Raw genomic sequence first — 16,515 nt, 5'->3', positions numbered from 1 at the left:
GTGCTGCTGTCGTGGCCGCAGAGCGCCGCGGTTGCCCCAGGCGTCCAGCCGGTCGAGTTCGGTGGCGTCGAGCATGCCGATGGCGGACAGCCTCAGGGTCGGGTCGGTGGTGGCGACGGTCAGCAGCCGCTGCAGCCGGGCGATCAGGGTGGTGATGGTCGCGGCATCGTAGATGTCGGTGCGGTATTCGACGGTGCCGCCGATGCCGGCGGGTTCGCCTGCGTCATCCCACAGTTCGCCGAGCGAGAAGGTCAGATCCATTCGTGCGGTGCGGGTGTCGACGGGCAGCGGTTCGACCCGCAGATCGCCGAGGGCCAACCCGGTGACCTGGGACCGCCCGGGCAGGTTCTGCCAGGACAACAGGACCTGGATCAGCGGGTGGTGGGCCAGGCTGCGGGTCGGGTTGAGCCGTTCCACCAGCAGGTCGAAGGAGACGTCCTGGTTCTCGTAGCCGGCCAGGCTGCGGGTGCGGACCTGATCGAGCAGGTCGGCGAAGGTCGGGTCACCGTCGACGTCGACCCGTAGCACCAGGGTGTTCACGAAGAATCCGACGAGGTCGTCGAGCGCCGGGTCACGCCGGCCGGCGACCGGGACACCCACGGCGACATCGGTGCTGCCGGACAGTTGCGCCAGCAGGGCCGCCAGGGCCGCCTGGACCACCATGAATCCGGTGACATCGTGGGTACGTGCCGCGCGGGTGATCTGGCGCTGCAGGTCGGCGGGCCACCTTACCCGGGTGGTGGCGCCGCGCTGGTCGGCGACCAGCGGCAGCGGGCGGTCGGCCGGTAGCGACAACCGGTCCGGCAGACCGGCCAGCTCGCGCTCCCAGTATCCGAGTTGCCCGGCCAGTGGGCTGTCGGAGTCGTCGAGATCACCGAATTGGGTGCGCTGCCAGAGGGTGTAGTCGACGTACTGGACCGGCAGCGGCGCCCAGTCCGGGGCGGTGCCGGCGCACCGGGATGTGTAGGCCAGGCCCAGGTCCCGGGCCAGCGGGGTCATGGACCAGCCGTCGGCGGCGATGTGGTGCACGATGGCGACCAGTACGTGCACGTCGATGTCGACGCGGAACAGGTGCGCCCGCAGCGGGATCTCGGCAGCCAGGTCGAAGGTGTGCCGGCCGGCGGCGTCGGTGGCGGCGGCCAGCCGGTCGTCGGACCAGCCGGTGGCATCGGTGAACTGCCAGCCGAAGCGGGCGTCTGCGGCCGGGAGGACGACCTGTTGCGGCACCCCGTCGGGTGCCGCCAGCAGGGTGCGCAGGATCTCGTGCCGGTCGACGACGTCGCCCAGCGCCGCCTGCAGTGCGGCGGTGTCGAGGCCGCCGTGCAGCCGCAGCGTCGTGGTCATGTTGTACACCGCCGATGGGCCCTGCAGCTGTTCCAGGAACCACAATCGGTTCTGCGCGAACGACAGTGGGATGACCGCGGGCCGGTCGACGGCTACCAGCGGTTGCAGGGACGACTCGGAGACCGTGATGCGGGGTGCGAACTCGGCGATGGTGGGTGCCTCGAACAGTGCCCGCACCGCCACGTCGGTCCGCAGCGCGGTGTTGACGGCGGCGATCAGTCGCATCGCGGTGATGCTGTCACCGCCGAGGTCGAAGAACGAATGGTCGACCCCCACGGCGGCCGGGTCCACACCGAGGGTGTCGGCGAAGATGCCGACGAGGATCTCCTCGACCTCGCAGGTCGGCGCTCGATGGTCGCCGGCAAGGTAGTCGGGCGCCGGTAGCGCGCGAATGTCGAGCTTCCCGTTGGCGGTCAGCGGCATCGAGTCCACCGTCAGCACCGCGGCCGGCACCAGGTGGCCGGGCAGCCGGCCGGCCAGTGCGGCCCGCGCGGCAGTGGGATCGGCGGCACCGGTGATGTAGCCGACCAGCCGCTTGTCCCCCGGCCGGTCCTCCCGCGCGATCACCACGGCCTGCTCGACGCCATCGACGGCCGCCAATGCGGCTCGCACCTCACCCAATTCGATGCGGAAACCGCGGATCTTCACCTGTTCGTCGGCGCGGCCGAGGTACTGCAACTGACCGTCGGAACCCCAGCGCACCAGATCGCCGGTGCGGTACATCCGTTGTCCGACAGCACCGAACGGGCAGGCCACGAAGCGGGACGCGGTGAGCGGGCCGCGGTTGCGGTAGCCGACGGCGACCCCGGCTCCGGCGACGTACAGTTCGCCGATCACCCCGGGAGGCACCGGTCGTATCCAGCCGTCGAGCACGAACAGACCGGCAGCGCCCACCGGGGAGCCGATCGGGACGACGGACCGTTCGGGGTCCAGCGGTGCGCTGATGGCCACGCACATGGTCGTCTCGGTGGGGCCGTAGGCATTCACCATGACCCGGCCGGGGGCCCAACTGCGGACCACCTCCGGTGGGCAGGCCTCCCCGACCACCACCAGCGCGGCGGCCTCCAGTCCGCTCGAGGACAATACCGCTGCCGCCGAGGGTGTCTGGGTGAGTACCGTGACGCCCTCGGCCACCAGCAGCCTGTGCAGATCCGGTGCCGAGCGGGTGACGGTGTCGGGTACCACCACGACCCGGCCACCGCGCAACAGTGCCCCGAAGATCTCCCAGACCGACACGTCGAAGGCCAGCGAGTGGGCGTGACTCCACACCCCGGCCGGCGGCAGACCCGAATCGAGTGCCCCGAGCAGTTGGGTCACGTTGCGGTGGGTCAGTCCGACCCCCTTGGGCAGGCCGGTGGTGCCGGAGGTGTAGATCAGGTAGGCGAGATCATCGGCCGCGGCGACGTGCACGGTGGTGGCGAGGTACCCGGCGATCGCGGGATCCTCGATATCGAGCACCACGCCGGTGAATCGGGTGACCCGGTCGGAGAAGTCGCCAGAGGTGATGGCGGCGATCGGTGCCGCGTCGGCGAGCAGGAAGTCGACACGTTCGGCGGGCACCGCCAGATCGATGGGTAGGTATACCGCACCGGATTTCAGGACCGCGAGCATCGCGATGATGGCCTCGGCCGATCGCGGCAGGAGCAGCGCGACGATGTCACCCGCGCCGACACCGTGGGCGAGGAGGTGGTGTGCCAACCGATTCGATGCGGCGTCCAGGTCGGCATAACTCATCGACGTGGGTCCGCTGATCGCGATAGCGTGCGGGATACGCGCCACATGGCTGCCGAACAAATCGGTAATGGTCACCGCGGGCGCCGGTGTGCGCAGCGCCGCCCGGTGGGCCAGCGTGTCGAGGTAGGCACGTTCGGCCGGCGTCGAGACATCCAGCGCCGCCACGGTGCAGGTGATGTCGGTGGTCAGGGTCGTCAGGACCTGCTGCCACCGGTTCACCAGCGTGGTGACGGTGTCGGCGTCGAAGACATCGGTACGGAACTCGACGATTCCGCCGATGCCCGCCGGTTCACCGGTGGCGGTCCAGCGGTCCGACAGCGAGAAGGCCAGGTCCATCCGGGCGGCCTGGGTACCGACCGGCTCCGGGGTGACCCGCAGTTCGCCGAGGGTCAATCCCGTGGCGGTGTCGCTGTTCTGCCAGGGTAGGTTCTGCCAGCCCAGCATGACCTGGACGAGCGGGTGGCGGGTCAGGCTGCGGGCGGGGTTGAGTCGCTCGACGAGCACCTCGAACGGCACGTCTTGATGCTCATAGGCTTCCAGACTGCGGACGCGAACCTGGTCGAGCAGTTCGGCCATGGTGGGGTTGCCGTCCAGTTCGACCCGCAGCAGCAGCGTGTTGACGAAGAACCCGACCAGATCGTCGAGCGCAGGGTCGCGCCGCCCGGCGATCGGAAAACCGATGGCGACATCGTCGGTGCCGCCGAGCTGGGCCAGCAGGACGGCCAGCGCAGTCTGGATGACCATGAAACTGGTCGCGTGATGCTCGTTGGCGATCCGGGCGATCTGCTGCTGCAGGGCCGGCGGCCAGTTCACCTCGACGGTGGCGCCGCGGTGGTCGGCCAGCGGTGGGTAGGGGCGATCGGTCGGCAGGTCCAGGTGCTCGGGCATGCCGGCCAGCGTGTGCTGCCAGTATGCGAGCTGTTGGGTGATGGCGCTGTCGGGGGTGTCGAGGTCGCCGAGTTGGGCGCGCTGCCACAGGGTGTAGTCGACGTATTGCACCGGCAGCGGCGGCAGGTCCTGGGCGGCGCCGGCGCAGCGCCGGATATACGCCGCACCCAGGTCGGTGATCAGCGGCCGCAACGACCAACCGTCGGCGGCGATGTGGTGGATCACCGCGACGAACAGGTGCTCCTGCGGCCCGGTGCGGAACAGGACGGCCCGCACCGGGATGTCGGTGGCCAGCACGAAGGCGTAGCGGGCGACGGTACGAACCGCTTCGGCCAGCCGGGCGGCCGGCCACCCGGTGGCATCGATGTCGTCCCAACCGATCTCCAGACTGTCGGCCGGTAGCACGACCTGGTGGGGAACGCCCTGATCGGCGCCGAAGACGGTGCGCAGACTCTCGTGGCGCGCGACGATATCGGCCAGCGCCATCCGCAGTGCAGCGGTGTCCAGCGGGCCGTGCAGCCGCAGCGCGACCGGCAGGTTGTACACCGGTGACGGGCCCTGCAGTTGGTCGATGAGCCAGAGCCGATTCTGCGCGAACGACAGCGGAATCCGTGGTGGGCGCTCCATTGCCGTCAGTTCTGCACGTCGAGAGCCGGCGCCGTCGATGTGCAACGCGAGTTGAGCCACCGTGGGCGCCTCGAACACGGTGCGCACCGGCAGGTCGACACCGAGCGTGGCGTTGATCTCGGCGACCAGCCGCATGGTGGACAACGAATCCCCGCCGAGATCGAAGAACGAGTCGTCGGCACCGACTCGGTCCACCCCGAGGATCTGTGCGTAGGCATCGGCCAAGGTGTGTTCGATATCGCCCGACGGGGCCCGATAGTGCCCGCCCGCACGGTAATCCGGTTCGGGCAGCGCGCGGGTGTCCAGCTTGCCGTTGACCGTCACCGGTAATGCCTCGATCGCGACCACGGCCGCCGGCACCATGTAGGCGGGTAACCGCTCGGCCAGCAACGCCCGAATTGCCGCCGGGTCGGCGTCACCGGTGATGTAGCCGACCAGCCGCTTGTCGCCCGGGCGGTCCTCCCGCGCGATCACCACGGCCTGCTCGACAGCGTCGAGTGCGGCCAGTGCGGAGCGGATCTCGCCCAGTTCGATCCGGTAGCCGCGGATCTTCACCTGTTCGTCGGCCCGGCCGAAGTAGTCGAGCTGCCCGTCGGGTCGCCAGCACACCAGGTCACCGGTGCGGTACATCCGCCCTCCGGCCGGGCCGAACGGGCAGGCCATGAAACGTGTTGCGGTCAGCGACGTCCGGCGCCAGTACCCGACACCGACCCCGCGACCGGCCAGATACAGTTCGCCGACCACCCCGGGGGGCACCGGGCGCAGCCACTCGTCGAGCACGAAGAAAGCGGCACCGGCGGTGGGTGCACCTATGGGCGGTGCCCCCGATCCGGGCTGCAGCGGGGTGCTCTTGCAGGCCCACATGGTCGTCTCGGTCGGACCGTAGACGTTGACCATGGTGCGTCCGGGCGCCCAGCGGTCGACCAACTCCGGCGGGCAGGCCTCGGCTCCGATCACCAGCGCTGTGTCGGGCAGGTCGGCGCAGTCCAGCACCGCGGCCGCCGACGGCGTCTGGGTGAGCACGGTGACACCCTCGTCGACCAGCAGGGTGTGGAAGTCCTCGGCGGACCGGGCCACCGTGTCGGGCACCACCACCAGGCGCCCGCCGTGCAGCAACGCGGCCCAGATCTCCCAGACCGAGAAATCGAAGGCGTAGGAATGGAATTGGGTCCAGACCTGCTCCGAATCCAGATCGATACCGATGCGCAGTCCGTCGAACAGCTGCACGACGTTGTACTGGGTGACCGCCACCCCCTTGGGCACCCCGGTCGTCCCGGAGGTGTAGATGATGTGGCCGATGTCCGCCGGCGCGGGTGCCGGCGGCGCGGTGTCGGGGCGGGTGTCGATACCCGGGGCGTGCACATCGACGGTTGTGATGCCGAGACCGTCGAAACGCGAGACGAACTCGGCGGTGGTCACCGCCGCGATCGGTGCGGCGTCGCCGACCATGAACTCGATACGCGAACCGGGCAGCGCCGGATCCATCGGCAGGTAGGCGGCGCCCGATTTGAGTACCGCGAGGATCGCGATGACGGCCTCGGCGGAGCGGGAGAACAGCAGCGCCACAATTTGTCCGGGGCCGGCGCCGTGGGCGATCAGTTCATGGGCGATACGGTTGGCGGACGTGTCGAGGTCACGGTAGGTCAAAGTCTGCCCGTGGCAGGACAGTGCCGCGGCGTCCGGAGTGGCATGCACCTGTCGGACGAAGCGGTCGACGATGGTGTCCGGAACCGGTGGCTGCGACAGCACCGCCCGGTTGCCCCAACGGTCCAGCCGGTCGGCCTCGGCGGTGTCGATCAGGTCGACCGTCGACAGCCGGCGGGCCGGGTCCGCGGTGAGCTCCATGAGTGCGCGGGCCAGTCGTGCGGTGAGCGTCTCGACCGTGTGCGCGTCGAAGACGTCGGTGCGGTATTCGACGACGACCTCCAGGCCCGCGGGCTCGCCGTCGGCATCCCACCGTTCGGCAAGGGAGAAGGCCAGATCCATCCGTGCGGTCTCGGTATCGGCGGGGATCGGCGTCACCTGCAGGTCACCGAGGGACAACCCGGCGGCATCGCCGGGCTGCCAGGAGAAGTTCTGCCAACCGAGCATCACCTGCACCAGCGGGTGATGGGTCATGCTGCGGGTCGGGTTCAGCCGTTCGACGAGCATCTCGAACGGCACGTCCTGATGCTCGTAGGCGGCCAGGCTGCGGCGACGCACCTGGGCCAGCAGGTCGGCGAACACCGGGTCGCCGGCCAGGTCGACCCGCAGCACCAGGGTGTTGACGAAGAACCCGACCAGGTCCTCCAGCGCCGCGCCGCGCCGACCCGCGATCGGAAAGCCCACCACCACATCGGTTGTCGCGCTCATTTTGGACAGCACGGTGGCGAATGCCGCCTGGATCACCATGAAGCCGGTGGCGTTGTGCACGCGCGCGACCCGACGGATCTGCTGCTGCAGCTGCTGTGGCCACAACGCGCTGATCCGGGCACCGCGGTGGTCGGCCACCGGTGGATAGGGCCGGTCGGTGGGAATGGACAGTTGTTCGGGCATCCCGGCGAGCGCGTCCTGCCAGTACGTCAGCTGGGTGGCGATCGGGCTGTCGGGATCATCGGGTTCACCCAATTGGGTGCGCTGCCAGACGGTGTAGTCGGCGTACTGCACCGGTAGCGGCGCCCAGGCCGGTGCCTCACCGGCGCACCGGCAGGCATACGCCGCTCCGAGGTCACGCACCAGCGGGGTCACCGAGGCCCCGTCGGCGGCGATGTGGTGCACGACCGCGACCAGCACGTGTTCACCGTCGCTGCGCCGGAACAACTCGGCGTGGAACGGGATGTCGACGGCCAGGTCGAAGGTGTGCCGCGCCGCGGCGGTCACGGCCTCGTCGAAGCGCCGGGTTGTCCAACCGGCTGCATCGGTTATGCGCCAACCGATATCGGCCTGTTCGGCGGGCAGCACCACCTGCTGCGGAGTGCCCGCCGGCGCGACGAACCTGGTGCGCAGCGATTCGTGGCGGGCCACCACATCGGTGAACGCGGCCGCCAGCGCGTGCGGATCGAGCCGTCCGCGCAGCCGCAGCGCGACGGCGAGGTTGTAGATGGGCGACGGACCCTGCAACTGGTCGAAGAACCACAGCCGGCTCTGGGCGAAGGACAGCGGGATCACCGCCGGCCGGGCGCCGGGTGCCGGCGGCGGGATGGCTGCGGCGTCACCGCCGATGAACGGTGCCAGCTGCGCGATGCTGGGAGCATCGAACACGGTGCGCACCGAAAGGTCCACGCCCAGACTGGTGTTGATGGCCGCGATCAGCCGCATGGCGGACAGCGAATCGCCGCCCAGGTCGAAGAACGAGTCGTCGACCCCGACACGCTGCATCCCGAGCACCTGTGCGTAGATGTCGGCGAGGATCTCCTGCACCGCACCGACCGGGGCGCGGTATCCGTCGGCGTCGGCATATTCCGGTGCGGGCAGTGCGCGGCGGTCGAGCTTGCCGGTCGGGGTCAGCGGCAACTCGTCGAGAACCACGATATGCGGCGGCACCATATAGTCCGGTAGCCATTCGGCCAGGCGTCGCCGGACCCCGCCGACCTTGGTGCTGCTGTGTGGTTCGTTGGCGTGCACCGCATTCCGTCCGGAATCCGGTGCGGGCAGGTACAGGTCGGTCAAGGCCGGTCGGGCCGGGTGACCGCCGGCGACGAAGACGGCGTCGACCGTGCCCGGTTCGCTGCCCCAGGTGACGGCCGCGTGGTAACCGGCCCGCTCCCCCAGCGCGTACAGCTGTTCCGGGGTGACCGCACCGATCGGATCGGGGTGGGCGCGTCCTGCGCTGTCGGTCGCGCGCAGCACATCGGATATCACCCCAGCGCGCGGAATTCCGGTGATGCGCACCATGTCCGGTCGCTCGGCGAGCAGCCGGTCACCCACGGCGGCGGGGTCCGACGTCCACTCCCAGTGCGGCGCATCGGCCATCGAGCGCGGCGCCGTGGGTGCCTTGTGGATGATCACGTCGTACCGGTAGCGAGTCAGCTCGTTGTCGGCGCTGCCCCGTTTCACCAGGACCTCCACCCCGGCCGCCGATGGGTGGCGCGCGGCAAGGGCTGTGAAGAATTCCGGAGCCAGCAGGAGTTCCGGTTCGCCGAGCATGGCGTTGCGGACCCGTTGCCGGATGATCGCCGGGTCGGTGTCGGTGCCGCCGCTGCGGGCCAGCGCGATCGCCGTCTGGAAGGCCTCCTGCAGGCTGTGGTTGCGGACATCGCCGATGAACAACGCGCCGCCGGGGGCGAGCAACCGCAGCGCGTTGTCGATCACCTCGCTCAGGTATCCGGCGTTGGGAAAGTACTGCACCACCGAGTTCACGACGATGGTGTCGAAGGTCTGCGCCGGCAGCGATCCGGTGTCATGGGCGGGACCGGCCAACAGCTGCACGCGGTCTCGCCACGCGACCTGCTGCAGCGACTCCTGCAGCGCAGCCACCACCACCGCCGAGATGTCGGTGCCCACATAGCTTTCGCAATGGGGGGCGAGTTTGGCGAGCAGTAGTCCGGAGCCGACGCCGATCTCCAGGACCCGGCGTCGGCGCAGCGACAGCACGCGGTCGACGGTCCCCTGTCGCCACTGCATCATCTCCGGCAGCGGGATCGCCTCACCGGTGTAGCTGCTGGTCCAGCCCCGGAAGTCGTCACCCAAGCCGGGTGTCTCGATATCGGCGCCGTACAACTCGTCGTAGATGCCCTGCCATTCGTCGACGATCTCGGCATCGTGTGCGGTGTCGCGGTGGCTGTCGGTGGCGCCGTCGAAGGTGACGTAGGCGACCAGTTGCGCTCCGCCGGCGCCGTGATGCACGGTGGCGGCGGCCTGCCCGACCTGTGGGCAGGCCAGCAGCGCGCTCTCGATCTCACCGAGTTCGATGCGCTGGCCGCGCAGCTTGATCTGAGTGTCCACCCGGCCGCGGTAGTCCAGGGTGCCCACCGACGTCCAGCGGGCCAGGTCACCGGTCCGGTACATGCGGTTGCCGTGCGCACCGAACGGGTCGGCGACGAATCGGTCGGCGGTCAGCGCGGCCCGGCCGATATAGCCGTGCGCGACCGCCGGGCCGGCCAGGTACAGCTCGCCGACCACGCCGACCGGTACCGGGCGCAGCTGGGCATCGAGCACCATGGCCCGCACGCCGGTGATGGGGCTGCCGATCTTCACCGTGTCCGAAAGTGCGGTGCCGCTGGCCCAGATGGTGACCTCGCTTGGGCCGTAGGCGTTGAACATCCGCCGTCCGGGGGCCCATTCGGTGACCAGCTCGCCCGGGCAGGCCTCACCGCCGGTGATCAGGGTCGTCAGCCCCGGCAAGCTGTCGGGGTCCAGCGATGCCAGCACCGTCGGGGTCAGCAGTGTGGCGCTGACCTGATGGCGTTGCATCAGCGTCGTCAGGGCTCGGCCTGCGTAGATATCGGCCGGTGACACCACCAGCGGCGCACCGGAACCGGTGGCGAGCAGGATCTCGAAAAGCGAGGCGTCGAAGGTGGGCGCGGCGACCATCAATACCCGCGCGGCCGGGTCCAGTTCATAGGCATCGCGTTGGGCGACAGCGAATCCCAGGAGGCCGGCGTGGCTGACGGCCACACCCTTGGGCTCGCCGGTGGAACCGGAGGTGAAGATGACGTAGGCGGTGTCCACGACGGCAGTGGCAGCGGTCCGGTCGGCGTCGGTGATCGCGGTGTCCGGATACTGTTGCAGCACAAGGTCGTCGATGCGTAGCACCGGGCGCGCGCCGGCCCCGTCCACGATGTCGGTGTCCCGGCTGATGACGCAGACCGCGTCCACCGAGTCCAGCACCTTGGCGATGCGCTCGACAGGATGTGCCCGGTCGACCGGGACATAGCTGCCGCCGGCCTTGAGCACCGCCCACCATGAGGCCACCAGTTCCGCGCTGCGGCTGACGGCCACCCCGACGGCACCTCCCGGCGCGACGCCGTGCTCGATCAGCCTGCGCGCCAACCGGTTGGACCAGGCGTCCAGGTCGCGGTAGCTCCATATGCGGTCACCGTCGATGACGGCAGGCGCGTCGGCATCCGCTGCCACTGCCGCGGCCAGCAGTTCGGTGCCCAGCCCGATCGGCGCCTGCCGGCCGGCTCCGGACCAGTCCTGCAGCCGGGCCCGCTCGGTGTCGTCGAGCAGGTCGATCGACAGCAGGTTGTGTGCCGGGTCGGCGGCCATGGTCGCCAGTAGCCGCTCGAACCGGCCCAACAGTGAATCGATCTCGGCTGCGGTGAACAGTTCGATGTCGTACTCGACATGGAATCGTAGTTCGGGGCCCGGCAGGGCTTCCACCGTCAGCGGGTAGTGGTTGAACTCCCGGTTGGTGAACTCGTCGATGCGCAGATCGTCGATGCCGAGCGCGGCCAGGCTGTCGACCGGGTAGTTCTCGTAGACGAACAGCGTGTCGAACAGTTGCTCGTGGCCGGTGGCGCGGTGGATCTCGGTGAGCGCCAGGTGTTGATGATCGAGCAGCGCATTGTGCGCGGTGTGCAATTGCTCGAGCAGGTCGGCGGTGTCCATGGTGGCCGCGAGGGTGGCCCGCACCGGGACGGTGTTGATCAGCAGTCCGACCATCGATTCGGCCTCGTCGACGTCGACCTGTCCGAGTCGGGATCGGGCGGTGCCGAAGACGATGTCACGCCGGCCGGTCCACCCGGCGAGCAGCACCGCCCAGGCGGCCTGTAGGCCGGTACTGAGCGTGGTCTGCTGGTTGCGGACCATCACGACGAAATCCTCGGTGGTGGCCTCGGACAGGGCGAACGTGGCAAAACCACGCCCGCCATCGCCCAGTCGGTCGGTGCGCTTGTGCTGAGCGGCCACCAGGGTCGGCGTGTCGAACCCGGCGAGGGCCGCACTCCACGCGGACCGGGCGGCGTCGAGGTCACGGTCGGCCAGCCAGGTGATGAACCGGCGGTAGGACGCGGCCGGCGGAAGTCGATGTCCGGCGTAGGCGGCGAAGATCTCGCGCAGCAGGATCGGCAGGGACCAGCCGTCGAGCAGGATGTGGTGGTTGGTCAGGATGAAACGGTGCCGCTGCTGCGCGACGCGGACCAGCACCGCCCGGAAGGCGGCCCGGCCGGATCCGATCTCGCTGACGGCGACGCGCTCGGCGGCGCACAACCGGTCGATCTCCGCCTCATCGATATGGTCGTCGACGGTGAGATCCAGGAATTGCCAGGCGATCTCCGGTTCCTCCAGGACGACCTGCACGGGCTCGTCGTAGTCGGTCACGAACAGCGCGGCCAGGTGTGGGTGTCGGGTGAGGACAGTGTGCACCGCCGCGCCCAGCCGATTCGGGTCCAGCGCACCGGTCAGGGTGAAATCCAGTTGTACCGAGTACATGTCGGACCGTGCGGTACTGGTGTGGAAGAGCAGGCCCTGTTGCAGCGGTGTCAGCGGCAGGATATCGGCGATCCGGTAGCGCCCGGCGAGTTCATCGATCTGCGGTTGGGTGAGTCGGGCCGGCGCGATATCGCTCGGTGTCCGGCCGCCACCGCCGTCGGCTACAAGCGCGCAGATGTTGCGTAAGGCCTCGAACCACAACCTGCTCAGCCGTTCGACCTGGCTGCGGTCGAGGGCGGTCGGGGCCCAGGTCCAGTCTGCCCGCAACTGCGGTCCGGCCTCCGTGTCGATGGTGGCGGCGTTGACCTCGACGGTGTGCGAAAGCGGTATCGGTACCGCGGCGGCGACGGCCGCCAATGCCATGCTGTCCGGGTGCAGCCGCCAGTCGTCCTCGCCCGCGTGTGAGCGCGCCGCGCCCAACCGGCCGAGGTAGTTGAACCCGAACACCGGGGCGGGCTCGGTCAGTTCGGCATCGTCGGTGAGGTGGCGCAGCAGTCCGTGGGTGAGCGGGTGCGGGAGTCCGCGTAGCTGCTCCTTGGCGTCCTTGAGCAGCCGGTCCAGTGTCGCCCCTCCGTCGAGCACCCGTCGCCACGGGGTCGGACCCACGGTCAGTGCGGCGGGATGTGTGGTGGTGAACCAGCCGACGGTGCGGGACAGGTCGAGGTCGGCGGCGATCTCCTCGTGCCGGCCGTGCCCCTCGATATCGATGCCGACTCCTGCCTGGCCGGTGAATTCCGCTGCGGCCAGTGCGAACCCGAGCAGCAGGATGTCCTGGACGCCGGCGTGGTAGGCGGCCGGCACCGCACCGAGCAGGGCGGCCGTGGTGTCCTCGTCGAGAGTGACCGACAAGCGTCCCGCGCTCGCGTGGGTGTCGTGACCCGGTCCGGGCAGCGTCGAGGACGCGGCGGCCTTGGCGGTGCGTCGCCAGGTGTCGGCATCGGCGCGGATCTCGGGGGCGCGGGCAAGTTCGGTGAGGCGTTCGGCCCACCGCCGGAAGGAGGTGCCGGACACCGGGAGCGCGGCGGGTTCGCCGGTGCGGTGCCGATGCCAGGCACCGTTGATGTCCTCCACCAGGATTCGCCAGGACACCCCATCGACGACGAGGTGATGGCCAATGAGCGCCAATTGCCCCGTACCGGGCACCCAGAGTGCCCGCAGGTTGACACCGCGGCTCGGGTCGAGTTCCGCGCGGGCCTCCGACACCGTCTGCTCCGACAGTTCGGTGACGGCGCGGATGCAGTCGGTGGCCCGCACCGTGCCGGCCTCGGGCACCGTCATCGCGCCGTCGACGACCTGCAACCGCAGCATCGGGTGCGCATCCAGGATGGCCTGCAGCACAGCGGTGACCTCGTCGGTACCGGCGTGGACCGGCGCCTGCAGCAGCACGGTCTGGTTGAACTCGGTCGTAGGACCGTCGATCTGGTTGAACCAGCCGATGATCGGTGTCGCCGGTACCGTCCCGACACCAGTGTCGGCGACGAGCTCGGTTCCTGACACACCGATGACCGCGGCCAGTCGTGCCACGGTCTGTTCGACGAAGATGTCCCGCGGACGGCAGCGCAGTCCGGCGGCTCGGACCCGCGACGCCACCTGCATGGACATGATCGAGTCGCCGCCGAGCTCGAAGAACGAGTCGTCCACGCCCACCCGCTCGATCCCGAGGACCTCGGCGTAGATTCCGGCGAGCAGTTCCTCCACCGCGCTGGCCGGTGCCCGCGACGGCGCGGTGGAATGGCCGGGAGCCGGCAACGCGCGGACATCGAGCTTGCCGCTGGAGGTCAACGGGAGCACCTCGAGCGCGACCACGGCGGCGGGCACCATGTACCCCGGAAGTCGTTGTGCCAGTTGGGCGCGCACCTCCTCGGGATTCGCCGTGCCGGTGACGTACCCGACCAGCCGCTTGTCGCCAGGGCGGTCCTCCCGGGTCACCACTACCGCCTGCTGCACACCGTCGAGCGCTGCCAGACACGCGCGGACCTCACCGAGTTCGATGCGATGCCCGCGAATCTTGACCTGTTCGTCGGCGCGGCCGACATAACGCAGTTGACCGTCGCCGCCCCAGTACACCAGGTCACCGGTCCGGTACATCCGGCCGCCGGCGACGCCCTCGAACGGACATGCCACAAACCGGGACCCGGTCAGGCCGGCCCGGCCGAGGTAACCGACCGCGAGGCCGGCGCCGGCCACGTACAGCTCGCCGATCACACCGGCACCGACCGGTTGCATCCAACCGTCGAGCACGAACAGCGCCGATCCGGGAACCGGTGACCCGATGGGCGCGGCTCCCCCGCCGGCGTGCAGCGGCGCGCTGACCGAGGCGTAGATGGTCGCCTCGGTCGGCCCGTAGGCGTTGATCATCACCCGATCCGGTCCGCTCACCCCGGGTGCCCAGGTGTCGACGACCTCGGCCGGGCAGGCCTCACCGCCCATGACCAGGTTCACCGACTCCAGGCCCTCGGGATCCAACAGTCCGATCGCCGAGGGTGTCTGGGTCAGGATGTTCACGTTCTGGTTGATCAGGTAGTCGTGGAAAGCATCCGGGTCACCCGAGACGGACTCGGGAACCACGACCAGGCGCCCGCCGCGCAGCAGCGCCGCGAAGATCTCCCAGACCGAGAAGTCGAATGCGTATGAATGCCAGTGTGACCACGCCTGTTCCGACGGTTCGGGTAGTCCGCCGTCGAGCGAGGTGATCACCTGGGTGAGATTGTGATGGCTGACGGCGACACCCTTGGGCGTGCCGGTGGTGCCGGAGGTGTAGATGACGTACGCGATATCGTCGGGTGCGGCGTATCGGCGTGCGTCGCCGACGGTCCCCCCGGGTGCGACGGCACCGATATCGATGATCTGACCGTCGAAGTCGCCCAACAGTTCCCGGTGTTCGGTAGTGGTGAGCGCCGCCGCCGGGTTGCTGTCGCCGAGCACGAAATCGATCCGCGCCGGCGGCAACTCCGGATCGATGGGCAGGTAGGCGGCACCGGTCTTGAGCACCGCGAGAATCGCCGTGATGGCCTCGACTGAGCGCGGCAGCATGACCGCAACCCGCTGACCGGCGCTGACATCACGCTCGATCAGCACCTGCGCCAGCCGATTCGATGCCTCATCGAGCTGCGCGTAGCTCAGTGTGTGGTCTGCGCAGCTGATCGCGACGGCATCGGGGCGGTGCCGGACCTGCGCGGCGAAGACCGCCGGTATAGACATCGATGTGGCATCGGATGTCAATGCCGACCAATTTCCCAGGTCGGCCATCGTCGACCGGTCGGATTCGGTGCCGGCCGTGATCGTCGACAGTCGGCGCTGCGGGTCGGTGACCATTGCGGTCAGCACCCGCAGGAGCCGATCGGCGACATGGGCATTCGGCTCGGCCGTGAACGACCGGCCCGCACCGAAGGTGGACAGCTGTAGGTCCTCGCCGGCGCCGGTGAACATCAGCCCCGTTCCGCGGCCGAGGCCGGAGAGCATGGTCGCCGAGGCTGTCGACCCACCGAAGGGCACGACGAACGACGCCGTCAGGAAGTCCAGAACGACCCGATCGGCGGCCGCACCCGGGCCCCGCGGGTGGAGTTCGCGTTCCAGCGCCTCGACGGGGAAGCGCTGATGCCGGATGGCCTCCCGGATTCGGATGTCCACCTCTGCGCAGTATTCGGCGACCGAGGCCTGCGGTGTGGTCCGCAGGGTCAGCGGGACCACGCCGGCAAGCATCGCGGGCAGCATCTTGGACTGCGGGTCGACGCGGCGGCGGACGGGGAGATCGAAGACGATGTCGTCACCGTCGGCACACGAACTGCGCAGCATCAGCGCGCACGCGGCGGTGAGCACCGAGGAGCGCCGCATTCCCCACGTCGCACACAGTTGATCGACCCGCTCGAGAAGCTCGGGGTCCAGAGTCACCGGCGCCGACGACGAGGGCCGCCCGGCACCGATTTCGGCGGCTGTACGGCCGTGATCATGCACCGATTGCGGGGGCAGATGCGCCGACCAGTATTCCCGATCCACGCCGTATGAATCAGAATTCTCGTATTCGCTTTCTAGTTCAAGAAAATCGGGCAGCGAGCCGAAGCCGGCCGGTGGAATCGGCGCACCGGATACCGCTACCGAATACAGTGTCGCAATGCGGTGCCCGAACAGCACCAGGCCATGACCATCAACCACGATATGGTGGCACCCGATATACAGAAACGATTGTCTGCCGCCGGTGGTGAATAGCGCGAATCTGTACAAGGGTCCGTGCATCGGAATTGGCGTGTGCAGAATGGCCGACGCCCGCTCACGCGCCTGCTCTTCAGGGTTTTCCGCACTTTCCAGGTCGACGACGTCGAGTTCCACCTCGATGTCATCGAGCACGCGCTGGCGAACCTCGCCGTCGACCTCATACAGGCCGACACGCAGCGGTTCTGATTCGTCGACGGCCTGTTGTAACGCCCATTCGAGAGCGCCGCGTTCCACGGCCCCGTCTATTTCGGCGAATACCCCGAGTTGCCATTCGGTTTCGGCGTGGCCGGTCTCCTGTGCGAGCCAGATGTCGAGTTGTCCACGGGTGATCGGTAAAGACTGCTCTGCGGGTTCCAT

1 protein-coding gene (running past one end of the window) is annotated in these 16,515 nt (G+C 69.1%); it reads right to left on the bottom strand.

Annotated elements, in window-relative coordinates; genetic code table 11:
• Nucleotides 1–16,515, bottom strand: partial view of a non-ribosomal peptide synthase/polyketide synthase gene (locus ACLBYA_RS11230; protein WP_447709480.1) — the 5' portion only. 14,313 nt of this gene lie to the left of the window's left edge; only the first 16,515 of its 30,828 coding nucleotides appear in the window; the start codon lies at nt 16,513–16,515; the stop codon falls past the left edge of the window.

The organism is Mycobacterium sp. C31M, assembly GCF_053345865.1.
Note: the sequence above shows the minus strand (reverse complement) of the source record. Positions and strands in the feature narration are given on the sequence as shown.